Annotated in this window: 23 protein-coding genes, 5 tRNA genes and 1 riboswitch; of the genes, 1 reads left to right on the top strand and 27 read right to left on the bottom strand. The window is 32.4% G+C overall.

Translation table 11 applies throughout. From position 1 onward, the window contains the following. Positions 1-91: 91 nt before the first annotated feature. From secA to ACZ5N4_RS00385, 12 genes are all read right to left on the bottom strand, one after another. Positions 92-2,602: a preprotein translocase subunit SecA gene (gene secA / locus ACZ5N4_RS00440; protein ID WP_464206156.1), complete on the bottom strand. Its 2,511-nt coding sequence runs from the start codon at positions 2,600-2,602 to the stop codon at positions 92-94. A 275-nt stretch (positions 2,603-2,877) separates the two neighbouring features. Next, on the bottom strand, positions 2,878-3,408 hold the full coding sequence (gene hpf / locus ACZ5N4_RS00435) for a ribosome hibernation-promoting factor, HPF/YfiA family (RefSeq protein WP_464206154.1): 531 nt from the start codon (positions 3,406-3,408) through the stop codon (positions 2,878-2,880). A gap of 494 nt (positions 3,409-3,902) precedes the next feature. Further along, the gene (locus ACZ5N4_RS00430) at positions 3,903-4,583 is read right to left on the bottom strand and encodes a ComF family protein (RefSeq protein ID WP_464206152.1); all 681 of its coding nucleotides are present in this window, start codon (positions 4,581-4,583) and stop codon (positions 3,903-3,905) included. Further along, positions 4,556-5,581, bottom strand: coding sequence for a hypothetical protein (locus ACZ5N4_RS00425; RefSeq protein ID WP_464206150.1), 1,026 nt, complete (start codon positions 5,579-5,581; stop codon positions 4,556-4,558). The genes ACZ5N4_RS00430 and ACZ5N4_RS00425 overlap by 28 nt, the downstream gene beginning before the upstream one ends. Next, entirely contained in the window at positions 5,550-7,802 is a 2,253-nt protein-coding gene (gene recD2 / locus ACZ5N4_RS00420; RefSeq protein ID WP_464206148.1) for an SF1B family DNA helicase RecD2, read from the bottom strand. The genes ACZ5N4_RS00425 and recD2 overlap by 32 nt, the downstream gene beginning before the upstream one ends. Before the next feature lie 113 nt (positions 7,803-7,915). Next, positions 7,916-9,091, bottom strand: a complete 1,176-nt coding sequence (gene metK / locus ACZ5N4_RS00415; RefSeq protein WP_464206146.1) for a methionine adenosyltransferase — start codon at positions 9,089-9,091, stop codon at positions 7,916-7,918. A gap of 70 nt (positions 9,092-9,161) precedes the next feature. Continuing rightward, a riboswitch (SAM riboswitch) is annotated at positions 9,162-9,261 on the bottom strand. 217 nt (positions 9,262-9,478) lie between these two features. After that, positions 9,479-9,563 (bottom strand) — tRNA-Tyr (locus ACZ5N4_RS00410). 5 nt (positions 9,564-9,568) lie between these two features. Beyond that, a tRNA-Thr gene (locus tag ACZ5N4_RS00405) sits at positions 9,569-9,644 on the bottom strand. 15 nt (positions 9,645-9,659) lie between these two features. Further along, positions 9,660-9,735 (bottom strand) — tRNA-Val (locus tag ACZ5N4_RS00400). Positions 9,736-9,741: 6 nt separating this feature from the next. Further along, positions 9,742-9,826, bottom strand: a tRNA-Tyr gene (locus tag ACZ5N4_RS00395). Between the two features lie 5 nt (positions 9,827-9,831). Continuing rightward, positions 9,832-9,907 (bottom strand) — tRNA-Thr (locus ACZ5N4_RS00390). A 212-nt stretch (positions 9,908-10,119) separates the two neighbouring features. Continuing rightward, complete coding sequence (locus ACZ5N4_RS00385; protein ID WP_464206144.1) at positions 10,120-10,818, bottom strand: hypothetical protein; 699 nt, start codon at positions 10,816-10,818, stop codon at positions 10,120-10,122. Between the two features lie 114 nt (positions 10,819-10,932). On the opposite strand from ACZ5N4_RS00385, the gene yyaC reads away from it, so the two are divergent. Continuing rightward, entirely contained in the window at positions 10,933-11,469 is a 537-nt protein-coding gene (gene yyaC, locus ACZ5N4_RS00380; RefSeq protein WP_464206142.1) for a spore protease YyaC, read from the top strand. A 78-nt stretch (positions 11,470-11,547) separates the two neighbouring features. Here yyaC and mreB read toward each other — a convergent pair whose 3' ends face one another. From mreB to ACZ5N4_RS00305, 15 genes are all read right to left on the bottom strand, one after another. Next, the gene (gene mreB, locus ACZ5N4_RS00375) at positions 11,548-12,579 is read right to left on the bottom strand and encodes a rod shape-determining protein (protein ID WP_211143430.1); all 1,032 of its coding nucleotides are present in this window, start codon (positions 12,577-12,579) and stop codon (positions 11,548-11,550) included. A 98-nt stretch (positions 12,580-12,677) separates the two neighbouring features. Beyond that, positions 12,678-12,932 carry a sporulation transcriptional regulator SpoIIID gene (gene spoIIID / locus ACZ5N4_RS00370; protein WP_211143431.1) on the bottom strand — a complete coding sequence of 85 codons (255 nt, stop codon included), beginning with the start codon at positions 12,930-12,932 and terminating at the stop codon, positions 12,678-12,680. A 108-nt stretch (positions 12,933-13,040) separates the two neighbouring features. Beyond that, positions 13,041-13,763, bottom strand: a complete 723-nt coding sequence (locus tag ACZ5N4_RS00365) for a peptidoglycan DD-metalloendopeptidase family protein (protein ID WP_464206138.1) — start codon at positions 13,761-13,763, stop codon at positions 13,041-13,043. Positions 13,764-13,940: 177 nt separating this feature from the next. Continuing rightward, positions 13,941-14,996 (bottom strand): stage II sporulation protein D, encoded by a 1,056-nt coding sequence (spoIID, locus tag ACZ5N4_RS00360; protein WP_464206136.1) that lies wholly within the window; start codon positions 14,994-14,996, stop codon positions 13,941-13,943. Positions 14,997-15,156: 160 nt separating this feature from the next. Continuing rightward, the gene (gene murA / locus ACZ5N4_RS00355) at positions 15,157-16,416 is read right to left on the bottom strand and encodes a UDP-N-acetylglucosamine 1-carboxyvinyltransferase (protein ID WP_464206134.1); all 1,260 of its coding nucleotides are present in this window, start codon (positions 16,414-16,416) and stop codon (positions 15,157-15,159) included. A gap of 23 nt (positions 16,417-16,439) precedes the next feature. Further along, on the bottom strand, positions 16,440-17,135 hold the full coding sequence (locus ACZ5N4_RS00350; RefSeq protein WP_464206132.1) for a YwmB family TATA-box binding protein: 696 nt from the start codon (positions 17,133-17,135) through the stop codon (positions 16,440-16,442). A 386-nt stretch (positions 17,136-17,521) separates the two neighbouring features. Then, complete coding sequence (locus ACZ5N4_RS00345; protein ID WP_464211081.1) at positions 17,522-17,923, bottom strand: F0F1 ATP synthase subunit epsilon; 402 nt, start codon at positions 17,921-17,923, stop codon at positions 17,522-17,524. 181 nt (positions 17,924-18,104) lie between these two features. Further along, positions 18,105-19,499, bottom strand: coding sequence for a F0F1 ATP synthase subunit beta (gene atpD, locus ACZ5N4_RS00340; RefSeq protein ID WP_464206130.1), 1,395 nt, complete (start codon positions 19,497-19,499; stop codon positions 18,105-18,107). 15 nt (positions 19,500-19,514) lie between these two features. Then, positions 19,515-20,366 carry an ATP synthase F1 subunit gamma gene (gene atpG / locus ACZ5N4_RS00335; protein WP_464206128.1) on the bottom strand — a complete coding sequence of 284 codons (852 nt, stop codon included), beginning with the start codon at positions 20,364-20,366 and terminating at the stop codon, positions 19,515-19,517. A gap of 24 nt (positions 20,367-20,390) precedes the next feature. Then, positions 20,391-21,905, bottom strand: coding sequence for a F0F1 ATP synthase subunit alpha (gene atpA / locus ACZ5N4_RS00330; protein ID WP_464206126.1), 1,515 nt, complete (start codon positions 21,903-21,905; stop codon positions 20,391-20,393). A 10-nt stretch (positions 21,906-21,915) separates the two neighbouring features. Then, a complete protein-coding gene (locus ACZ5N4_RS00325) occupies positions 21,916-22,455 on the bottom strand; it encodes a F0F1 ATP synthase subunit delta (RefSeq protein WP_464206124.1) in 540 nt (179 codons plus the stop codon). A gap of 2 nt (positions 22,456-22,457) precedes the next feature. After that, positions 22,458-22,937, bottom strand: coding sequence for a F0F1 ATP synthase subunit B (locus ACZ5N4_RS00320; protein ID WP_464206122.1), 480 nt, complete (start codon positions 22,935-22,937; stop codon positions 22,458-22,460). Positions 22,938-22,998: 61 nt separating this feature from the next. After that, complete coding sequence (gene atpE / locus ACZ5N4_RS00315; protein ID WP_374119124.1) at positions 22,999-23,238, bottom strand: ATP synthase F0 subunit C; 240 nt, start codon at positions 23,236-23,238, stop codon at positions 22,999-23,001. Positions 23,239-23,309: 71 nt separating this feature from the next. Beyond that, positions 23,310-23,990 carry a F0F1 ATP synthase subunit A gene (locus ACZ5N4_RS00310; RefSeq protein WP_464206120.1) on the bottom strand — a complete coding sequence of 227 codons (681 nt, stop codon included), beginning with the start codon at positions 23,988-23,990 and terminating at the stop codon, positions 23,310-23,312. Between the two features lie 34 nt (positions 23,991-24,024). Next, positions 24,025-24,390 carry an ATP synthase subunit I gene (locus ACZ5N4_RS00305; RefSeq protein WP_464206118.1) on the bottom strand — a complete coding sequence of 122 codons (366 nt, stop codon included), beginning with the start codon at positions 24,388-24,390 and terminating at the stop codon, positions 24,025-24,027. Positions 24,391-24,445: the final 55 nt, after the last annotated feature.

The raw sequence follows: 24,445 nt of genomic DNA, 5'->3' as shown, positions 1-24,445 counted from the left end.
TATTATACTCATTAGTTATTTTTTTAAGATGCCTAATATTAAATTCTAGTAAACAAATGTCGTTTTGCTTAAGCAAAACGACATTAAAACATTATTCAAATCTTCCACAACAGTTTTTGTATTTTTTCCCGCTGCCACATGGACATGGATCATTTCTTCCTGTAGTTTTTTCCTTTTTTACAGGCTGCTTCTTTACTGAATCATCATCAGCTTGATTTGTATGAGTTTCTTTTACAACTCTTTCCCTTTCAGGAGCTTTTTGAATTTGAACATGGAATAAATATTTTATAGTCTCAAGCTTAATGTTGTATATCATTTCTTCAAACATTTCACTACCTTCAAATTGGTAGGCTTGAGCAGGGTCTTGTTGTCTATATGCTCTTAAACCTATTCCTCTCTTAAGGTGATCCATATCATCTATGTGATCCATCCATTTTGTATCAACTACTCTTAAAAGAACAACTCTTTCTATTTCTCTCATTTGCTCTGGAGTGAATTCTTCTTCTTTTTGTGAATAAATCCCTTGACCTATTTCCACAAACTTTTCTTTAATCTCATCATTTAGTAAGTTTGACAATTCCTCAACTGTAACTGAATCCTTTGGCACGTATAACTCTTCCATAAAGTCTATTAGTTTAGCTAAGTCATTTTCAAATTCTTCTTCTACCCCAGAGATATGTGAATCAACTGCGGAAGAAGCTATATCATCAAGCATTTGATAGATTTGATCCTTTAAGTCTTCACCTTCTAGAACTTCTGATCTTTGTCTGTACATAATTTCTCTTTGTTTATTTATAACATCATCATATTGAAGTAATGTTTTTCTTATATCAAAGTTATTTCCTTCAACTTTCTTTTGAGCATTTTCTATAGCCCCACTTACCATTTTGCTTTCTATAGCTTCATCATCACCAAGGCCAAGCTTTTCAACTATATCCTTTAGTTTATCTGAGCCGAATATTCTCATTAGATCATCCTCTAATGATACATAGAATCTTGATAGTCCAGGGTCTCCTTGACGTCCAGAACGACCTCTTAATTGGTTGTCAATTCTTCTTGATTCATGTCTTTCAGTACCTATGATTTTTAGTCCGTCAAGCTCTACAACACCGTCTCCAAGCTTAATATCGGTACCACGACCAGCCATGTTAGTAGCTATTGTAACAGTGCCCTTTTCACCTGCACCAGTTATTATCTCCGCTTCTTGTTCATGATACTTAGCATTAAGAACTTGATGTGGAACCCCTTTTCTCTTTAGCATATCAGAAAGCAATTCTGATTTTTCTATACTTACGGTACCAACTAAAACTGGTTGCCCTTTCTTGTAAGTTTCAACTATGTCTTCAACTATAGCTTTAAATTTACCTTTAGCAGTTTTATATACTACATCTGGCATATCTTGTCTTGCTATTGGTTTGTGAGTTGGAACAACAATTACGTCTAATCCATATATTTCTCTAAATTCGTTTTCTTCTGTTAACGCTGTACCTGTCATACCTGATAGCTTGTTAAACATTCTAAAGTAGTTCTGATATGTTATAGTAGCAAGAGTTTTGGATTCTCTTTCTACTTTAACGCCTTCTTTAGCTTCTATAGCTTGATGTAGACCATCACTATATCTTCTACCTTCCATCATTCTTCCAGTAAATTCATCTACTATCATAACTTCGCCATCTCTAACCATATAATCCTTATCTCTCTTCATCATATAGTTAGCCTTTAGCGCCTGAACTACGTGGTGCTGTATTTCCATATTCTCAGGATCAGCATAGTTTGTTAGCTTAAAGAAATCTTCCGCCTTCTTAATACCTTCATCTGTAAGGATTACAGCATTTGCTTTTTCATCTTTTGTGAAGTCCTTCTCTTCAGATAAAGTTTTGGCAAAGTAATCTGCTATTTTATAAAACTCAGTAGATTTTTCACCTTCACCAGAAATTATAAGAGGAGTTCTAGCTTCATCTATTAATATAGAGTCAACTTCGTCTACAATTGCAAAGTTTAGTCCTCTTTGAACTCTTTCCTCTTTATATATAACCATGTTGTCTCTTAAATAATCAAATCCAAATTCACTGTTAGTTCCATATGTTATATCACATCTATAAGCCTCTTGTCTTTGTGATTGATCTAATTCATGAAGAATTACACCAACTTTAAGTCCTAAGAACTCATATACCGGTCCCATTGTTTCTCTATCTCTTTTTGCAAGGTAGTCATTAACAGTTACTATATGAACTCCTTTGCCTGTCAACGCATTTAAATATGCTGGAGCAGTTGCTACAAGCGTTTTACCTTCTCCAGTTTTCATTTCTGATATTCTACCTTGATGAAGAACTATTCCTCCGATTAATTGTTCTCTATAATGCTTTAGTCCTATTGTTCTCCATGCAGCTTCCCTAACTACTGCGAAAGCTTCAGGTAAAATTGAATTTAATGTCTCTCCCTTTTCCAATCTTTCTTTAAATTCATCTGTTTTAGCCCTAAGTTCTGAGTCACTTAGACTTTGCATTTGAGAGTCAAATGAATCTATTTTATTTACAATAGGAATTATTCTCTTTACTTCTTTTTCACTATATGTTCCAAATATCTTTTGAAAAATACCCATATTTTTTCATCCTCACCATATTAATTTTGTAACAATGCACTTTATAGATTATATCATCTAATTAAAAGCTATTCAACTTCTATGGATAATACTTTATCATAGTTTTAAAATTTGTTACAACTTTTAAAATTTAACTATGTTACAAATAATATTTTACAATTATTATAAAATTTTTACAAAGTTAATTATTTACAATATCCTGCATTTTAAACATCTTATTGGAAAACTAACTAAAAATTTAACTTTAAAAGAGGAAGCATTTAGCTTCCTCTTTTCTAAAATTCAGGTTCTATTAAACCATAATTTCCATCTTTTCTCTTATAAACTACATTCACTTCTCCATCATCATCATTCTTATATACGAAAAAGTTATGTCCTAAAAGCTCCATTTGAAGTACTGCTTCTTCTGCTGACATAGGCTTAATTGCAAATCTTTTAGTCTTTACTATTTTGCTTTCTTCTGACGGTTCCTCTGGATTAAAATCAGGTATATACTGGAATCTTAGCGACTCCATATGATTTCTTCTTTGAAGTTTTGTCTTCTGTTTTCTTATTTGCCCTTCTAATTTATCTACAACTATATCTATAGATGCATACATATCATCATGTGCTTCCTCTGCTCTGAATAATATTCCTCCAACAGAGATAGTCACCTCCATGATTTGTCTATTTTTTTCTACGCTTAATGTAGCGTGTGCTTCTACATCAGGGTTGAAATACTTCTCTAGTTTTGACATCTTTTTCTCCACTGTATTTCTTAAAGCCTCAGTTACCTCAATATTTTTTCCACTTACTGTTATCCTCATATTTCCAGCCCCTTCCTTATCTTTATGAATAACTCTACTGCTTAAAATTTATACCAAAAATATATTTTTATGGATATAGATTAAACTTTTGTTAACTCTATTTTAATACTATTTGAGGAAAATTACAATAGAATTATTGCGAATTCACATAATATTACACAAAATATTAATATTATTAATTAATATTACTTATCCTTCATTTTTTCTTTACACTAGTATTATGTTCAAAAGTCAAAAAAAAATTAAAGTTCTTAATCCATTAAGATTAAGAACTTTATTATTAAGTCAGTTGACCTGGTCTTTGACCCCACACTCGCCTGCTGGAGCTTTTGCTACCCAGAATTACCCTCTCACTACTTACCCTCTCGTTTTTAACGGCAGGACTTACTTCTAAGCCGCACCATGCTCATTAAACATTTTTATTCAACTTACGTGGATCGTTTCGCCTGCGACTGGCATCGACTTTCAACCACAAACCTAACTCAATATAATAATTATACCTTACTTTTAGCTCCAGTCAATACAGTAATTTCTTCCGCTCCATTTTTTATAAGTTCATAAGCACAATAGAACGTTGTAGCTCCAGTTGTTATGACATCATCAATTATTAAAATTCTTTTATTCTTTATATTAATTTTATCAATAAACTTAAAACATTCCTGCATATTTTCCCATCTCTCATCATGATTTAGTCCTATTTGGTCTTCTGTTTGATGTATCTTTTTCAAACAATCAATCACAGGTATATTCAAGTTATCACTTACTATTTTAGCTAGATATCTACTTTGATTATATCCTCTCTTTTTCATAGCACTTTTATTCATAGGAATATATGCTATGAAATCAAATTTTAAGTTTTTTCTTTTAACTAGATCTATCATATAATTAGCTATAGTTTCTCCTGCTCTAAAATTACTTTTATATTTAAGTTTTAGGATCAATTCCATCATTGCCCCTGAGTAGTATGATACACTATAACTTGTAATTTTTATATTATTAAATTTTATATCAAAAGGATCATTACAGAATTTTATTCTCTTTTCACAGTCTGCACATATGTAATTGCAATTGTACAGTTCCTTTTCACATAAAATACATTTCTCATCACCATCATATACTACTTGAAGTACACAATCCCACATAAACTTTAAAATCTTAACAATCCCATTTCCCATGCCTCTTTATTGAAATTCCTTGTTATATCTTTTGCTCTCTCCATGTCTTCTGTTTCTTCATTAGCTAAAAATATAACTTCTCCTTTCGAATCTTTCTCCCCTCGTCCTACGCTTCCACAAAAATATATTAATCTTTTATAATTAAACTCAGGATCATTAGCGAAGTATACCATAACATTTGAATCATTTATGTTACAAAAGGTTTGCTCGAAATCATTTGTAATAAGCACCGTCTTTTTCATTTTTGAGAGGTTTGTAATTAATTTTTTATTTGATTTATCTTTTGCAAAACATATTATATTTCTATTTAGATTTCGACAATAATTATTTATATAAGAATACACATTCTCTAATTTTTCTTCATCAGGTACGCATATAACAACTCTTTTATCACAATCTAGAAACCATTTTAGGTATTCATATACTACAAATGGTATATCCTTATTTATGTTTATTCTTGTTAATATCGTCCTTGGTTCCACCATTGGACTTCTATTATCTTTTACGGGTAAAATTATTTCTCTTTCATTTTTTAATACACTCTCTATTGAATAAGCTATAAATTTAGTATCCTCTTTAGATATTCTAGATACCAAATTCAGTATTTCATACTTATTATAAGTTGGGAAGCTTCTTATATCATCATAAATAATCAAGTCAAATTTTTCATCTATAGTTGAAGCATTTATAAAATTACATACCTTTAATCTTGAATTTAACCTTGCTTTTGATTTTCTTATATAGGCATAGTCCCTAAAATCTGTACGTCTTTTTATTAATTCTAATATATTAATGCTTCCTGGCTCTTCATTTGTAATATAAATTACATTTTTCCCTCTTCTAACATAATCTTGTATTGTTTTAAGAAATATCTCTGATGAATTGTAAGGAAGTGATATTACATTTAAGAAGCGTTCATATCCTCTACTCCAGTTCAATATCAAATCCCCAATTTTTTCTTTCTCATCATATAGATTCTTCCTCTTTAACAAGAACATTTACTTCACTCTCCATTATATCCATTATTCTAAATTTTAATAGTGAATATCTTTCAAAACTTTTATTATTATTTATCATAAATTGCATAGCTTTCATATCTCCTACTAAAACAACAAGTTGTTTAGCTCTTGTGATAGCAGTATAAAGTAAATTTCTGTTCATTAATAAAGGTGGTCCCATAAACATAGGTATGATAACCACTGGAAATTCACTTCCCTGACTTTTATGTATTGTTATAGCATAAGCTAAATCAATCTCGTCTAAATATATACTATCATATATAACTTTTCTTTCATCATCGAATACTACTGTTATTGTATCTTTTTCTTCATCTATATCATCTATATAACCAACATCACCATTAAATATTCCTAAGCCTTCATTCTCACCTTCTCCTGCAACTCTAACCCATTTTAGTGAGTAATTATTCTTAGTCTGCATTATCTTATCCCCAACTCTAAATACTACATCTTTAAATTCCTTTTCTTTTTTATTTTCATCTTTTTTGTTTAAAATATCCTGAAGTTTTTTATTTAAGTTAGATATTCCTAATACACCCTTTCTCATAGGCGATAATATCTGAATATGATGCATTTTATTCCATATTTTATTAAAATTAGGTAATCTTTTATCTATAAGCTCTATTACAGTGTCACAAATTTTGTTTGGTTCTTCGCATTTTATAAAATAAAAGTCCTTATCTTTTTTATTAATAGCAGGCGTTTCTCCTGCATTAATTTTATGAGCGTTTACAACTATCATGCTTTCTTGAGATTGCCTAAATATATCTTTAAGTCTTACAACCTTTATGCATTTACTTTCTATTAGATCTCTAAGTACATTTCCTGGTCCAACAGAAGGAAGCTGATCAACATCTCCTACAATTATAAGTCTAGTTCCAAGGGATACAGCTTTTAGTAGATTATGCATAAGCGTAATATCTATCATAGATGCCTCATCAATAATTATAACGTCACATTCTAATGGAGCATCCTCACCTCTTGTGAAAAGTAAATCATCATCACCCTCACTTACTCCCATTTCTAAAAGCCTATGTATAGTCTTAGCTTCCCTTCCTGTAGCCTCAGCCATTCTTTTTGCTGCCCTTCCTGTAGGCGCACCCATAAACACCTTTAAGCTTGCTTTTTCAAATATTTCAGTTATGCAGTTTATTATAGTGGTCTTACCAGTACCTGGGCCTCCTGTTATTATCTCTATCCCATTTTTTATAGCCCCACGTATAGCTTCTTTTTGCGAAGTCGCAAATTCTATATCCTTATTCCTTTCAAACTCTTCTATTTCCTTATCTATTTCTACTCCTATATCATCATACTTACTTAGAGCTAAAGTAAGTATTTTTTTAGTAACACCAAGTTCACAATAATAGTAAGGTAACGAAAACACACACATTTCATCTTTCATCTTTTCTAACTTTATTTTTCCATTTACAGAACTTTCATATATATTTTCCTCAAGCTCATCTTTTGAGACACCAAGTGTGTCTATCCCTTCTTTGATTAACTTTTCCATAGGCATATATGTGTTTCCTAAGCTACAAAATTGACTTACCAAATATCTTATTCCACTTTGTATTCTGAAAGGAGAATTTGCTTCTACCCCCAAACTTCTTGCTATTTTGTCTGCTGTTTTAAATCCTATACCAGATATTTCTTCCGTTAAAATATATGGATTTTCTCTTACAAATTTTATAGAGTCTCCACCAAATCTTTTATGTATTTTTACACATTGATTAGGAGTAACGCCATAAGTCTGCAGAAAAACCATTATATTTCTTACTTCATGCTGCTTGGAATAGGATTCATTAATCAATGCTATTTTCTTTTCCCCAATTCCCTCTATTTCTTTAAGTCTCTCTATATTATTATCTAATATATTTAAAGTTTCTTCCTCAAACTTCTCTACAATTTTTTTAGCCGTTACAGGTCCTATTCCAGCTATTATTCCTGATGATAAATATCTTTCTATGCCTACAATTGAGCTTGGCATTATTTCTTCACATAACTGTACTTTAAATTGTTGACCAAATTGAGGATGTAAAACCCATTCACCTATAATTTTCAAATTTTGACCTTCAGCTATGTAGGGTATGCAGCCTACTATGGTTATTCTTTCATTTCCTTCTTTAACCTTTGCAACTACATACCCATTTTCTTCATTTTGAAAAATTATATCTTCTACAATCCCCTGTATTTCTTGCATAAAACCTCTCCTAATTTGCTTTTTATTATAATTATAGCACATGATATTAATTTTTATAAAAAAAGCTCCTATGCTGCAAACATAAGAGCTTTTTTATCTTTAATAATTATTTATTACATAAAACTTTTAATTTCTTCAACTTTACTTAAACCTTCCCATGGAACATTTACATCAGTTCTTCCAAAATGTCCATAAGCAGCTACCTGTCTGTACATTGGTTTTTTCAAATCTAAATCTCTTATAATAGCAGCAGGTCTTAAGTCAAATACCTTGTTAACTATTTCAACAATCTTATCTTCTGCTATTTTTCCTGTTCCAAATGTGTCGACTGTTATAGATACAGGTTTTGCAACACCTATAGCGTAAGCAAGTTGTATCTCTAATTTGTCAGCAACTCCTGCAGCAACAAGGTTTTTAGCAACCCATCTAGCAGCATATGCAGCAGATCTATCAACCTTAGTTGGATCCTTTCCTGAGAAAGCACCACCACCATGTCTTCCATATCCACCATAAGTATCAACAATGATCTTTCTTCCTGTTAAGCCTGAGTCTCCTTGTGGTCCTCCCACAACGAATCTTCCTGTTGGGTTTATAAAGTACTTAGTAGCTTCATCTAATAAATTAGCTGGAATAACAGGCTTTATTACATGTTCAATCATATCTTTTTCTATTTGCTCACGTGTTATTTCTGGATCATGTTGAGTTGAAATTACAATCGCATCTACTCTAACAGGCTTATCATCTTCATACTCAACAGTAACCTGTGTTTTTCCATCTGGTCTTAAGTAACCTAATGTTCCATTTTTTCTAACTTCAGCTAATCTTCTTGAAAGTTTATGAGATAAGCTTATTGGCATAGGCATATACTCAGCTGTCTCATTTGTTGCAAAACCAAACATCATTCCTTGGTCTCCTGCACCTATTGCCTCCATCTTATCCATTTGGCCCATCTTAGATTCAAGAGCCTCATCTACTCCCATAGCTATATCTGATGATTGTTCATCTATTGAAGTCATTACTGCACATGTATCACAGTCAAAGCCAAATTTAGCTCGTGTATAGCCTATCTCTTCTATAGTTTTTCTAACTAGTTTAGGAATATCTACATAACAATTAGTTGATATTTCTCCCATAACCATAACCATACCTGTTGTAACCGCAGTTTCGCAAGCTACTCTACCATTTGGATCTTGTTCTAGTATTGAATCAAGAATAGCATCGGAAATTTGATCACATATCTTATCTGGATGTCCTTCTGTAACTGATTCGGACGTAAAAAGTCTTCTCATAATCTTATCCCTCCGTTTTATAAAAAAATAAAACCTCTTCAATAAGAAGAGGTTAAATTACTTAACTACTCTCTTATCTCGCAGACTCATACTGCAGGAATTGGCACCTTAGCTATAAGCCGGTTGCCGGGTTTCATCGGGCCCTTTCCCTCCACCTCTCTTGATAAGAGTTTATGTATTTAATTACATTCGTTTATGATATTAACATAGTTAAAACATGCTGTCAATATAAAATCCATAATAAAGCTTATATATTTTATGACATTTGAAGTATTTTTATTATATAAATAATGTTATGTGATAAATGTTGTTAAAATATCCTATCACTACCTATATTGTATCATAAAAATATATAAAAATAAAACACTCCTATGAGTGTTTTATTTATGGTGGAGGAAGATGGATTCGAACCATCGAAGTCACTGACAACAGATTTACAGTCTGCCCCCTTTGGCCACTCGGGAATTCCTCCGCATTTGGTGCTGGTTGCAAGAATCGAACTCGCGACCTACTGATTACAAGTCAGTTGCTCTACCTGCTGAGCTAAACCAGCGTATATTTATTTTTATGGTGGGCACAACAGGGCTCGAACCTGTGACCCTCTGCTTGTAAGGCAGATGCTCTCCCAGCTGAGCTATGCGCCCACATTATGGTGGAGGAAGATGGATTCGAACCATCGAAGTCACTGACAACAGATTTACAGTCTGCCCCCTTTGGCCACTCGGGAATTCCTCCATATTTGGTGCTGGTTGCAAGAATCGAACTCGCGACCTACTGATTACAAGTCAGTTGCTCTACCTGCTGAGCTAAACCAGCATACCTTTCCTTGAAGTTTTTAACCGCTTCAACATGGATTAGTATACATTGTTATTATGTTATTTTCAAACGCAATTATAGATGTTTATATCAATTTAACAGTATAATACTCTATATTTTTACGTTTTTCTCTTTATTGCTCTATAATTCAAACATAAATTCTGGTCATGTAATTATATATAATTAAATATTACTTTCTACTCTCTTGTTTCTTACTGCTCTACAACTTCCATATTAATGAATTTCTCTGCTACCAATTTAACCTTTTCATAGTCTTTATCAGATAACCTACTTTTAAGTAATTTTATAGTGTTTTTTATATCTTCATCACTACCATTTTGAAGATATGTATTGATTTTTTCGTAATCTACAGCTGACAACTTTGCTGCCACAGATAGCAGTTTTTCCTTATCAGACAATGTAAGCTTATCCTTTATTTTCGACTTAGAAACCTTAAATACTGGAGTACTGTCACTAGAATAATTAGCAGAATCTTTTTTTACATTTTCACTGGTAGCATCTTCTGAACTAATCTTTTTAGAGCTTTCTTTATCTGCAACTTTTTTAGCCTCTACAGCTTTGTCACTTTCTTCAAAAAATACTTTTTTATCCTGTTGCATTTTTTCACTTATCTCATTCATTTTGAAACTTTTATAAGCGTCTGTTACTGCAATAGAATTTGCTTGATTGATTTCATTTTTACCTTTATTCTCATCTTTACTTGCTTCTTTTTTTATGTTGGAACCTTGTTTTATGTTGGTATTTTCTTTTAAAGTATTGTTATCGTTTATTACTTCTATTTTATCCTTATATATTTCTCCCTTTGTGCCTATTTTATCTGCAAATACCATTATTAAAACACAAACAGCCGTACACAAAATCGCTATAAAAGATAATATTGTTTTCTTCATAATATATACGCCCTCCTTGCACCTATATTATTATCTCTTTTTTTTCTTTTTTTATTCCTTTTTCTTAATATTTCTTAAGATAATTTCATATAAATTACTAAGGAGGTGTAGCTATTGAAAAGAGTGAAAGCTAACTATAAAAATCCGCTATCATACTATGATATTGCTTATTTTTTGAAAGATTATATTGATAAGAATACAATTATAGTATGTATTGGTACTGATAGATGTATAGGAGACTGCCTTGGTCCTTTAGTTGGTACATTACTTAAAGAGTCTAACTTTCCATTACCTGTATATGGCACAGTCTCAGAGCCAATACATGCTTTAAATATTGATAATAGACTAGATGAAATTAAACAGCTTCATCCTAATAATCATATAATAGGTATCGATGCCTGCTTAGGAGATTCTGATAGCATAGGAGAGATTCAAGCAAGGGATTACCCTGTTCATCCTGGGAAAGGTGTCGGTAAGTCACTACCTAATGTAGGTGAAACCTCTATAATAGGTATAGTTGATTCTAACGATAACGATGAAATATTTAATAGTACTAGTATAAGGCTAAGTTTGATTTTCAGTATGGCAAAGGTTATAAGAGATTCATTAATCCACGCTTATTATCTATATAACAATGAAATAATAGTATAAAATAAAAAGCAAAATCTAGAGATTTTGCTTTTTATTTTATACTATTATATTTATATTCATTTAGAATAATTTTCTTCGCTAATCTATTAATGTTATGTCATCACCAGTAAAGGTAACTTCCATTTTATCTAAGTATTCTAATACTTTACCTGTTCCTAGAGCCACACAAGAAACAGCCTCTTCCGCAACATATACTGGAACTTTAGTTACTTCCTGTATTAAGCTACTGAGACCATTTAATAATGCTCCTCCACCAGTCATAACTATTCCTTTATCAGCTATATCTGCTGCTAATTCTGGAGGAGTTTTCTCTAACACTGAGTGAGTTGTTTCTGCTATTGCATTTACAGTTTCTCTTAATGCTTCCCTCATTTCATCTGAGGATACAGCTATATTTTTAGGAAGTCCAGTAATTAAATCTCTTCCTCTTATCTCCATAGTAACTTTTTCTTCTCTCTCAAATGCAGATCCTATATTTATCTTTAAATCTTCTGCAGTTCTTTCTCCAATCATAAGCTTGTGCTCTTTTCTTATGTATCTCATTATTGCCTCATCGAACTTGTCTCCTGCAACCTTAATTGAAGCCCTTACAACAATTCCGCCTAAAGAAATAACCGCTACGTCAGTTGTACCTCCACCTATATCTATAACCATGTTTCCACTTGCCTTAGTTATATCAAGGCCTGCACCGATTGCAGCTGCTAAAGGCTCTTCTATTAAAAATACCTTTTTAGCACCTGCATTTTTAGCTGCATCAATTACAGCCCTTTTTTCTACTTCTGTAGCTTCACAAGGAACACAAACTACTACTCTTGGTGCTGACATTCTTTTTTTTCCACAAGCTTTAGTTATAAAATATTTTAACATTTTTTCAGTTATATCATAATCTGATATAACCCCATCCCTCAATGGACGAATCGCCACGATATTCCCTGGCGTTCTACCTATCATTTGCCACGCTTCCTCGCCTACTGCTAAAACTTTATTTTTGCTTTTATCTATAGCAACTACTGAAGGTTCTTTTAATATTACTCCTCTTCCTTTAATATAAACGAGCACCGTAGCCGTACCTAAATCAATTCCCATATCGGTTCCTATACTAAAAAACATTCCTTAATTCACTCCTACTCTTCCCCGTAAATTTATCATTTTAATGACAAATTTGTCTATTTTATTATATCTTCATATTAATTATAATCGGAATGTTTTTAACCTTCAATAGCTTTATATTTCATTTTAGTAGCTTTTCCGCCTCTTATATGTCTTTCGGCTTTATTATAGTCTAATATAATTTTAGCCTCTTCAGCAATTTGAGGATTTATTTTAGGTAACCTTTCCGTCATGTCTTTGTGTATTGTACTTTTACTTACTCCAAAGACTTTAGCTGTTTTTCTTATTGTAGCTTTTGACCCTATAATATACCTTGCAACTTCTAAAACTCTTTCTTCAATGTAATCTTTCAAAGATGGTACCTCCTTAACCCTTCTATATTTATAAATATGCTAACTTACATTTTTAAATTCATTGTATGGGCCATTTTCCGATAAACTTCTCGGAAAATGGCTAGAATGTTAATACTTTAAATATTTACTTGGATCAACAAAATCTTTTCCTTTTAAAACTGCAAAGTGTAAGTGATCACCATATTTTTCGTAAGCTGCTCTTAGTGTACTCTTACCAACTACACCTATAGCTGTACCTTTTGTTACCGTCTGTCCTTTAGTAACCTTTACTTTTGGATCTAAATTTGAATAGACAGTTTTTATACCATTTTGATGGTTTATGATAACTTCCACTCCATCTTGTGTTGCACTGTTAACTTGCTCTACTTTTCCATCAGCAACAGCAAGAACCGGTTTTCCTAATTCTGCTTTTATATCATACCCAAGGTTAGGTCTATAACTTCCTGTAGAATCCCAAAATACAGGATCTTCAGAATAAGCTCTTGCTAAACTTCCTTCTACTGGTTTTTGGAATGCTACATTCACTGAATTAGAAACTCCTTGTGATTTAGTATCATTCTTAGGTACAACTATTTCTGGCTTAGTCTCTTTCTTTACCTGTAGAGCATTATCGTAATTTAAAGAAGGCTCATTTCCAGCCTTAGCTGTTTCCTTACTTTGTTTTTGTTGTACTGAATTGCTTTGCTGTGCTGGTGTATTATCTGTATGTTTATTATTTCTAGCTGTTAAAGCAGCTACTGTAGCGACAATACACAAACAAACAAATAGTATTACGTAAAAGCCCTCTTTCTTTAAAAAGTTTAATGTTTTGTTGAAAAATTTTTTATCCATACGAACACCTCCTTTTTGTAGTTTGTCCAGACAATAGAAAAAAATACATATTTTTCATAAAATTTTTTCTATTATTTTCTATATTTTTTTACATTTTTTTCAAAACAAAAAAGAAATAAAGCAGATTAGAATCGTTATTAACTCTAATCTGCTTTTTAATAGCATTATTTATAAGTATTATTTCATTTTTGTAATTTCCACACCGCTATAATAGTGTTGTAATATTTCTCTATAATTTTTGCCTTGTTTTGCCATTGCATTAGCTCCCCACTGACTCATTCCTACTCCGTGTCCATATCCAGTGCAACTTATCTCCACATTGCTGGAGTTAAACTTAATTTTAAAGTTAGTAGAATTTAGTCCCATAATAGTTCTGAACTTCACCCCTGATATTGTTGTTTTACCGAGTCTGATTTCTTTTACAGATCCACTTTCGTTCCTGCTTTTTATTTCTATTTGATTTCTAACATTTAATAAGCTTATATCAGAGTTAGAATACTCGGCATTAATTTTTTTTATGAATTCTAAATAAGACATTTTTACAACACTTTTAAACTTTGGCGCAATTTCTTCTCCAGGGCTTTCTACACTTTTTAAATAAGGCTTGTTATCCTTAAAAACATCTAATGCATTTTCTGTTTTGCCCCCACTTACTGCAAAGAAAAGAGGCTCATCTATAATCTTTCCATCGTATGCCAAAGCCTCTCCTGAAGTATCCTTTACAGCTTCAGTTATCTTATTCCAGTATTCTTCTCTCTTACTTGCAGGCCATGTTTTTAACCTATCATCTTTGTTTATAAATACTTGGCACTGCACTGTATCGCATACATTAGCACCTGTATTACTTTTGTATTTTTTGCCTCCATACTCTTCCATATGTGCTAGTGCGAAGGTTCTAGCGGCTACAGCTTGTGCCTTTAGTGCCTCAATTCCAAATTCAACAGGCACTTCTGCAGCAACAACACCTCTAACATATTCTTCAAGATACATTTCAACTACTCTATTCTCTTTAGCTATATATACCTTTATCTTTGGTACTCCCACATTATTCTCGTTAAATGATATGTCATTAGATTTCATTAAAAATCTAGGTATAATAGATTTCACTACATTGCTGCTTCCCTCTCCGAATCCTACTAATGCTAATGAAAGAATTATGATAAAACTTGTACTTATTAATATTAGCAAAAAAAATCTTTTCAAATGTATTGGAATACTCATGCCTCTTCTCATATATGTATCTCCTTACTTTTGTAAAATATAACATTATATTTTTATTACTTACATTTGAAAATTATTACTATATCTCATCATCTTAAATATCTGTAATAAAAAAAGAGAAGATATTTGTTCTAATCTTCTCTTTTATCCCATATATTAATACCGTGGGGATTTACATCTTTGCTCTCTCAATATCAGCACCTAACCCCTGCAGTTTTTTCTCTATTTTAACATACCCTCTATCTACATGGTATATATCTGTAACTTCTGTTTCTCCTTCTGCAGCTAATCCACAAAGTACTAGAGCTGCACCTGCTCTTAAATCTGTTGCTCTAACTTCTGCACCAGTTAATCTGTCAACGCCTTCTATAACGGCACTTCTACCATCAATTTTAATATTAGCTCCCATTCTTTTCATTTCTGACGCATGCATAAATCTATTTTCAAAAATTGTTTCTGTTATAATGCTAGTTCCATGTACTGTACATAAAAGCCCTGAAAGTTGTGACTGCATATCCGTTGGAAATCCCGGATAAGGCATGGTCTTAATATCGATCGGCTTCAGCTCCCTATTTCCGTCTATTACCATGCTATTTCCCTCTATTTTAATATTAACTCCTGCTTCTGTTAACTTAGCAATTACAGGCTTTAAATGTCCTTCATCTACCCCATTTATTTTAATTTTACTTCTAGTTATTGCAGCCGCAGTCATAAATGTTCCAGCTTCTATTCTATCGTATATTGGTTTATGTGTTGTTCCTTTTAAATTTTTTACTCCAATAATATGGATAGTACCTGATCCTGCTCCAATAATATTTGCTCCCATACTGTTCAAAAACTTTGCTAAATCCTCAATTTCTGGCTCCTCAGCGGCGTTTTCTATAGTAGTTTCACCTTCTGCCATTACTGCTGCCATCATAATGTTCTCAGTGGCCCCTACTGAAGGAAAATCCAAGTAAATTTTGTTTCCTATAAGTTTTCTAGCTTGAGCTTCAACATAACCATGCCCAACACTCACTTCTGCACCTAACGCACTGAATCCTTTTAAGTGCAAATCTATAGGCCTAGTTCCTATATTACAACCTCCTGGAAGCGATAATCTAAATTTACCAAACCTTGAAATCATAGCTCCCATAATCAAAAAAGATGCTCTCATTTTCTTTACCAGCTCACTAGAAGCTTCGCAATCTTTAATATTCGATGAATCGATTAAGATTCTATTTGTTTTACTATCTATATCTATTTCCGTTGAAATAGTTCTAAGCACATCGCTAATAACAAAAACATCCTCAAGCATTGGAGCTGATTCTATTATACACTTATCACCACTTAGTATACTAGCTGCTATAATTGGTAATACAGAATTTTTAGCAGTACTTATGTTTACCTCACCCTCTAGCCTTTTTCCTCCTCTAACTATTATCTTATCCATAACTATCCTCCATTCTACAATTGCTAATATGTTACAATTATTTCCGGTGTTCCAATAATTATATAGCTACCTGAAGAGTATTTACAGACAGCATAATTAAAATCTATTGGTTTGCCATCACTTTGTGTAGAATCATAATTTCTTGTATATGCTGTTGTACTATATCCATTTTCTAATTCAATAGTATTGATGTTAGATGCCCTATATTTTTTTAAAAGCATTAATATTTCTTTATTTGCATCTGCTATGTCATCATTGGGAATTTTTGCTTTTAAATACTGAAAATATTTAGCATGAATTTGCTTACCCTTAAGACAGTTGTGAATTTTATTTTTTAAATCCTCTAAATCATTTTTACTATCTTTTTTTACAATATTTACTGTTACAAAATTATAATTTTCATATGCAGTAGTTTCTATGTACCCGCTTACATCATTTTTTTCAAACTCTACACAGTAAACCTTTCCGTTTTTCAATATGCTTTTATTCCATCCATCATAGAAGTTTAAGCTCCTTAATATATAATCTGAGATTTCCTCACCATTTTCCTCTGTTGTAAAATTTGAAGTTATACCATACTCTACAGTTTTGCCGTTGACCTTTATTAAAGACTCTTCAAATAGATTAGTATTTTTGCTTGCCATTGGAAAATCAATAGAAGAAAATATGACTCCTACTATTGTAAGTATGATTATTAAAATAATCTTCTTTCTCATCATATTTGCTCTTAGGATAGGACCTATAGAGCGCACCCCCCTTTTGTGTTATACCTAAATTATGTACAACTAACTAGAGGGTTATTCAATTATATTTAATTATTAACAATTTTTACATAAAATGAAACAAATTTATCTATGGTTCACAAAATCATTATAGTTAAGGGCTTAGAGTGTAGAATTAATAATTCAAGAAAAATTGCTTCGCATTTTTTTAAATTGTGAATTGAAGAAGTTTATATTAATCCTTAAAACCATTCCTAAAGTTTGTCTTATTTTAATATATTATCAATATATAGAATTCCATGAAAAAATGTGCAAAAATTAAAAATACTTTATGGCAAAAAAACAACACGAAACATTAGTTTCGTGTTGTTTAAGTAGTTATCCTATTGTAACTTTAATCTAGCAAGAGCTCTTGATAAAGCTAACTCAGCTCTTCTTATATCAAGATTATCATGGTTTTTATTTTTTAATCTTTCTTCTGCTCTTTTTCTAGCTTCTTCAGCTCTTTTAAAGTCAATTTCCTCAGGCCATTCGCATACATCACATAGAATTCTGACTTCATTATCTTTTACTTCCATAATTCCAGTTGAAGTGAATACTTTAATTTGTTTTCCACCTTTTTCAGTAATTTCTGTCATACCAGGTCTTAATGTTGTTACTAAAGGCATGTGATCAACAAGTATCCCTACACGGCCTTGAGTGCTGTCTGTTATTATTTCTGTAACTTCACCAGTATAAAATTCCTTTTCAGGAGTAAGGATATTTAACTTTAAAGCATCTGCCATATTAATCTCCTTCTCACAAGTAATGTGAACAACTCCAAAACTGGAGCTTCCTGTTTCTAAGAACATACATATAAAACAAAACTATATTATTCTCCACAGGCTTCAATTCGGGCAGTTCCTACCCTACTATACATATACATAAAGTTAGACAGTATATACTGTCTAACTTTATAATTAAATATTAACTTTCCATCATAGCCTTTGCTTTTTCTGCTACTTCTTCTACAGTTCCTGCAAATAAGAATGCTGCTTCTGGTAAATTATCATATTTACCATCAAGTATTTCTCTAAATCCTCTTACAGTTTCTTTTATAGGAACATATGCACCCTTCATTCCTGTAAACTGCTCAGCAACAGTAAATGGTTGTGATAAGAATCTTTGAATTCTTCTAGCTCTTATAACTACTAATCTATCTGTTTCTGAAAGTTCATCTACACCAAGGATTGCTATTATATCTTGTAATTCTCTATATCTTTGAAGTATATGCTTAACATCCGAAGCTACAGCATAATGTTCATCTCCAACTATTCTTGGATCAAGAATTCTTGAACTTGACTCTAGTGGGTCAACTGCAGGGTATATTCCAAGTTCAGATATAGCTCTTGAAAGAACTGTTGTAGCATCAAGGTGAGAGAATGTAGTTGCTGGTGCTGGGTCAGTTAAGTCATCGGCAGGTACATATACAGCCTGAACAGATGTAATAGAACCTTGCTTTGTTGAAGTTATTCTTTCTTGAAGAGCACCCATTTCAGTTGCAAGTGTTGGCTGATATCCAACGGCACTTGGTATTCTTCCAAGTAGCGCTGAAACCTCTGAACCAGCTTGTGTAAATCTGAATATGTTATCTATAAATAGAAGCACATCCTGACCTTGATCTCTGAAATATTCAGCCATAGTAAGACCTGTTAGAGCAACTCTCATTCTAGCTCCAGGCGGCTCATTCATCTGACCAAATACCAATGCAGTTTTGTCGATAACTCCAGATTCCTTCATTTCATAATAAAGGTCATTACCTTCTCTTGTTCTTTCTCCAACACCTGTGAATACTGATAGACCACCGTGTTGTTTTGCTATGTTATTTATTAATTCCTGAATAAGAACTGTTTTACCAACTCCCGCACCACCAAATAGTCCTATTTTTCCACCTCTTTGGTATGGTGCAAGAAGATCTATAACCTTAATACCAGTTTCAAACATCTCTGGTTCTACAGATTGATCTTCGAAACTTGGTGCTGGTCTATGAATAGGATAAAATGTATTCGCAACAACTTCTCCCGCTTCATCAATTGGCTGTCCTAATAAGTTGAAAAGTCTTCCTAAAACTGGTTCTCCAACTGGTACAGATATAGGTGCTCCTGTATCAACAGCCTCCATATCCCTCTTTAAACCATCTGTTGCTTCCATAGATATTGTTCTAACGATATCGTCTCCAACATGCTGAGCTACTTCTGCTATAAGTTTTTTATCGCCTACATTTATCTCTATGGAGTTATATATGTTAGGAAGGTTTTCTGTGCTAAACTTTATATCTACTACAGGTCCTATAACCTGAACAACTTTGCCTACGTTTGGCATTAGTAGTGTCCCTCCTTACTTTTGAGCCTCTGCTCCTCCGACTATTTCGGATATTTCTTGAGTTATAGCACTTTGTCTTTCTCTATTGTATTTAAGGTTAAGTGCATCTAATAACTCATTAGCATTCTTTGTTGCTCCATCCATTGCACTCATTCTTGAGCCTTGCTCACTTGCTTTTGAGTGAAGCATAAAGTTTAATATTTGTTGTTTTAATTGCATAACTATTACTTCATCTATCATTTCATCAATAGATGGTTCAAACTTAACAAAACGCTTTTTTACTTCTGATTCTTTATTTTCTAAAGGAAGTATTTTCTCTACAGTAACCACCTGTTTTACAGTAGAATGAAACTTTGTATATATTACATAAACCTCTCCAACTTCAGAATTGCGATACATATCTAACACTTTATATGTAATAGCACTTGCCTCTTGTAGTGTAGGAACATCCGGTATATCAACATACTCTGCGGTAGTTTTAAAGTTCAACCTATTGAAGTACATTCTTCCCTTTTGACCTACTGAAAGTAATAAAGAGTTTTCTTTATCTTTTGCTATTATTTCTGCTGCTTTATTTACAACATTGGCATTAAATCCGCCGCAAAGTCCTGTGTCTGAATTTAGTGTAATGTAAAGCTTCTTTCTACCTTTATTACCATGTATATAAATACTACTTTCCTCAGCCCCGTTTACAAACTGACTAATAACAGCGCTAAAGGATTGAGAGTATTTATCATTTAACTCAAGTTTATTTCTAACCTTTCTGAGTTTAGAGGTGGCAATAAGTCCCATGGCTTTTGTTATTTTTTGGGTACTGGTTATTGATTTAATTCTTCTCTTAATTGCAACAAGTCCTGCCCCTGCCATACTTCACCTCCCGCAAAGGAAAAATTATACCTCTGCTAAAAATATTTTTTTATATTCTTCTATAGCATCACTAAGTCTTTTGCTTAAGTCATCAGATAGAACTTTCTTTTCTACTATTTCCTGACCTATTTCTTTGTAATGTGTATCCATATATTCTATAAAGCCTTTTTCAAATTCGCCAATTTTATCAACTGGAACATCCATTAGGTGTTCTTTAACACCTGCGTAAAGAATCATTATTTGCTTTTCTACCGGTACAGGCTTGTATTGTGGTTGTTTTAATATTTCTGTAAGCCTTTTACCTTTTTCAAGTCTTCTCTTTGATTCTCTATCAAGGTCTGAACCAAACTGAGCAAAAGCAGCAAGTTCTCTATATTGTGCAAGGTCAAGTCTTAATGATCCTGCAACCTGTTTCATAGCTTTTATTTGAGCGTTACCACCAACTCTGGATACGGATATACCAGCATTAACAGCTGGTCTCTGTCCTGCGTAGAATAACTCGGACTCAAGGAATATCTGTCCATCTGTTATAGAAATAACGTTAGTTGGTATATATGCTGTAACGTCTCCTGCAAGAGTTTCTATTATAGGAAGCGCTGTAAGCGATCCTCCACCAAGCTTATCTGAAAGCTTTGCTGCTCTTTCAAGAAGTCTTGAGTGTACATAGAATACGTCTCCAGGATATGCTTCTCTTCCTGGTGGTCTACGAAGTAATAATGACATTGTTCTATAAGCAACAGCGTGCTTAGACAAATCATCATATACTATAAGTACATCTTTTCCTTGGCCCATGAAATGTTCACCCATTGTACAACCAGCATATGGTGAAAGATATTGCAATGGAGCTGATTCTGATGCTGTAGCTGATACAACTATTGTATAGTCCATAGCGCCCATTTCTGTAAGGTTATTAACTATATGTGCAACAGTTGACTGTTTTTGTCCTATAGCAACATATATACATATAACGTCTTTACCTTTTTGGTTTATTATTGTATCTGTAGCTATTGCAGTTTTACCTGTCTGTCTGTCTCCTATTATAAGTTCTCTTTGACCTTTTCCAATTGGTATCATTGAGTCTATAGCTTTTAAACCTGTTTGTAATGGCTGTTTAACAGACTGTCTTGTTATAACTCCAGGAGCTATAAGTTCAACTGGTCTTGTTGCTGTTGTCTTTATTGGTCCTTTACCATCTATAGGCTGTCCTAATGCGTTTACAACCCTACCAATAATGGCATCCCCAACTGGTACTTCAACAACTTTTCCAGTTCTCTTAACTATATCTCCTTCTTTTATACCTTTTTCAGAACCCAAAAGAACGCAACCAACGTTGTCCTGTTCAAGGTTTAGAGCCATACCATAAACATCATTTGGGAACTCCAAGAGTTCTCCTGCCATACATTCACTAAGACCATAAACTCTGGCTATACCATCACCTACTTGAATTATTGTACCTGAATCAACTGTCTCGATTTTCTTTTCATACTTTTGAATTTCTTGTTTAATAATTGAAGTTATTTCTTCAGGTTTTATGTTCATAGGCTCACCTCTATTCTCTCTTAAGCATTAATTTTTTCATTTCATCAATCTTGGATTTTACTGTTCCATCTATTACTTCATTGTTAACTTGAACATAGACGCCTCCAAGTATACTTGGATCTAACTCTTCTTCCAGTAAAATCTTCTTATCGAATTTTTTTTCAAGTTTTTTGATTAGACTATTCTTCTCATCATCTTGTAATGAAACAACTGTTTTAACCTTAGCTATAACAGTATTATTTCTCTCAAGATTTATTTTCTCCATTTCCCTAAGTTTGCCTTCGAGCTCTAAGATTCTGCCTTTATCTATTAATACAAGTAAAAAAGATAGTAAATCCTCATCTATTTTACTTTTAAATATATCAGTAAATAGTTTCTTTTTGCTTGAAGTACTAACCTGAGGATGTCTGATGAGCTTCATGAAGTCTTCATCATTATTCATAAGAACTACAATATTTTTTAATTCTTCTAAATACTGCTCTACTTTTCCTTTTTCCTCTGCAACTTTGTAAAGTGCAAGAGCGTATCTCCTATCTAAATATTCATGCATAGTTAGATACCTACCTTAGCTATAAAATCCTTTATAAGTCTCCTGTGTTGTTCTTCATCAATAGATTGTTCTAAAGCTTTTGAAGATATTAAAACAGCTAAGTCTACAACCTGACCCTTTATCTCGTCAGCAGCTTTTTCTTTTTCTCTACCTGCTTCCGTTCTTGCTCTCTCAATTATAGTTCCAGCTTCTTCACGAGCTTCATTTAGTAATTCTGAGGAAACTTTTTCGGCTTTTATTTTATATTCTTCTACTATAGTCTTACCCTGTTCTCTAGCTTGTTTTAAGTTAGTTTCATTTTCTATTTTTAATTCTTCGGCTTTTTTCATGTCTTCTTCAGTTTTGTTTATCTTATTAACTATCTCATTTTGTCTGCTATTGATAGTGTCGTTAACTTTATTAAATAGAAAATGCCTTAGGATAAAAAATAGTATTGCAAAATTTATTATAGTAGCAATAAGTTGAGGAATATGTATCTCCATACTATTATAAAAGCCTCCCTTCAGGCATAGATTTAAATAGTGCCTTGAGCACTATTTATTATTATGATTTAAATATTAATAATAGTGCAACTAGCAACGCATAGATAGATGTTGCTTCTGAGAATGCAGCACCTATAACCATTGTACTAATTATTTTTCCACTTGCTTCTGGTTGTCTTGAAACACCTTCAACTGCTTTTCCGGCAGCATTACCTGTTCCAATTCCTCCACCTAAACAACCTATTGCAGCTAATCCTGCACCTATAGCTGCCATTCCTGATATAAATGCTTTTGGATCAATATTACCCATTTTTCTTCCTCCTTAAAAATTGTTTAAATTATGTTATATTAAATTAAATTGATAACTATAAATTAGTGATCTGCTATAATCTTTATGTTAACCATTGTTAACATCATGAATATAACCATTTGAATTGTACCATCAAACACATCAAAATATGCATGAAGAGGTACTGGTATACCAATTTGTGCTATCCATCCTAGATGTCCTAATGCTCCATAAACCATCTCCATAACAACAAAAGCTGCTGTCATGTTACCAAAAAGTCTCAGTGTAAGTGATATAGGAAGCATAAATCTTTCTACAAGGTTTAATGGAAGCAATGCTGCGAATGGTTTGAAATACCCTCCAAAGTAATGTCCCACACCTATTTTTTTAATAGCATTCACTTGTACAACCACAAATGATATTAGTGCGAGTCCTGCAACTACACTAAAATCTAGTGTAGGCGGCTTAAGACCGAATAAGCCTAATAAATTCATAGATAAAAGAAAAATCGCTAGGGTTCCTATATATGGAACAAAAGCTGAATAACCTTCACCCATGTTTTCCCTGACAAGTGAATTAAATGTTTCTACGACAATTTCTACAACACTTTGTTTTCTATTTGGAACTTTATTTAAGTTCCTAGTGGAAATTATAGCTATTATACTAATTATGACTATTAATATCCACTGAAATAATAAACTTTCAGTGACACCGAATTTATATCCTAATAAATTCAGATAAAACAAAGGTTCGAACTTTTCCAAATAATCACTCCCTTTCATAAAAATTATTAATAAATTATTGATTTTTTAGGTTTATTCCATATAATGTTAGAGATATAAAATGAGAACTATATCCCAACATATAAGCAATTACATTAAGTTTATTTTGATTGAATAATATTACCGCTATACCAGAAATGGTTACTATTTTTATTATATAAGATATAAGCGCAACTGTTTTATACTTACCAGTCTTTTTTAAAAGTATGTACTCAGTTATTATTCCATTTAAAACAAAACTTATGATAGCTAAACTTAAACCAAAAAGAACTATAAACACATAATCCTTAAAAAAATAATAGGTTGTACCGCCCAAAATTAAGGCTAGTATTATGTCAAAAAGTATAACTTTTCTGAACATATATTGAAGGTCATTTTGCACTTTCAATTCCTCCAGAATATTTACATGATAATCTATTATATAATCTTAGGAAATA

The organism is Clostridium nitrophenolicum (assembly GCF_055391695.1).
The sequence above is the reverse complement of the archived record's forward strand: the minus strand, read 5'-3'. Positions and strand labels throughout refer to the sequence as shown.

Excerpts from the sequence above, each read along its gene's own strand:
- secA (WP_464206156.1), bottom strand. The coding sequence starts at position 2,602 with ATGGGTATTTTTCAAAAGATATTTGGAACATATAGTGAAAAAGAAGTA.
- hpf (WP_464206154.1), bottom strand. The coding sequence starts at position 3,408 with ATGAGGATAACAGTAAGTGGAAAAAATATTGAGGTAACTGAGGCTTTA.
- ACZ5N4_RS00430 (WP_464206152.1), bottom strand. The coding sequence starts at position 4,583 with ATGGGAAATGGGATTGTTAAGATTTTAAAGTTTATGTGGGATTGTGTA.
- ACZ5N4_RS00425 (WP_464206150.1), bottom strand. The coding sequence starts at position 5,581 with ATGTTCTTGTTAAAGAGGAAGAATCTATATGATGAGAAAGAAAAAATT.
- recD2 (WP_464206148.1), bottom strand. The coding sequence starts at position 7,802 with ATGCAAGAAATACAGGGGATTGTAGAAGATATAATTTTTCAAAATGAA.
- metK (WP_464206146.1), bottom strand. The coding sequence starts at position 9,091 with ATGAGAAGACTTTTTACGTCCGAATCAGTTACAGAAGGACATCCAGAT.
- ACZ5N4_RS00385 (WP_464206144.1), bottom strand. The coding sequence starts at position 10,818 with ATGAAGAAAACAATATTATCTTTTATAGCGATTTTGTGTACGGCTGTT.
- mreB (WP_211143430.1), bottom strand. The coding sequence starts at position 12,579 with ATGTTTTTTAGTATAGGAACCGATATGGGAATTGATTTAGGTACGGCT.
- ACZ5N4_RS00365 (WP_464206138.1), bottom strand. The coding sequence starts at position 13,763 with ATGGATAAAAAATTTTTCAACAAAACATTAAACTTTTTAAAGAAAGAG.
- spoIID (WP_464206136.1), bottom strand. The coding sequence starts at position 14,996 with ATGAGAAGAGGCATGAGTATTCCAATACATTTGAAAAGATTTTTTTTG.
- murA (WP_464206134.1), bottom strand. The coding sequence starts at position 16,416 with ATGGATAAGATAATAGTTAGAGGAGGAAAAAGGCTAGAGGGTGAGGTA.
- ACZ5N4_RS00350 (WP_464206132.1), bottom strand. The coding sequence starts at position 17,135 with ATGATGAGAAAGAAGATTATTTTAATAATCATACTTACAATAGTAGGA.
- ACZ5N4_RS00345 (WP_464211081.1), bottom strand. The coding sequence starts at position 17,923 with ATGGCAGATGCTTTAAAGTTAAATATCCTTACTCCTGAAAAGGAATTT.
- atpD (WP_464206130.1), bottom strand. The coding sequence starts at position 19,499 with ATGCCAAACGTAGGCAAAGTTGTTCAGGTTATAGGACCTGTAGTAGAT.
- atpG (WP_464206128.1), bottom strand. The coding sequence starts at position 20,366 with ATGGCAGGGGCAGGACTTGTTGCAATTAAGAGAAGAATTAAATCAATA.
- atpA (WP_464206126.1), bottom strand. The coding sequence starts at position 21,905 with ATGAACATAAAACCTGAAGAAATAACTTCAATTATTAAACAAGAAATT.
- ACZ5N4_RS00325 (WP_464206124.1), bottom strand. The coding sequence starts at position 22,455 with ATGCATGAATATTTAGATAGGAGATACGCTCTTGCACTTTACAAAGTT.
- ACZ5N4_RS00320 (WP_464206122.1), bottom strand. The coding sequence starts at position 22,937 with ATGGAGATACATATTCCTCAACTTATTGCTACTATAATAAATTTTGCA.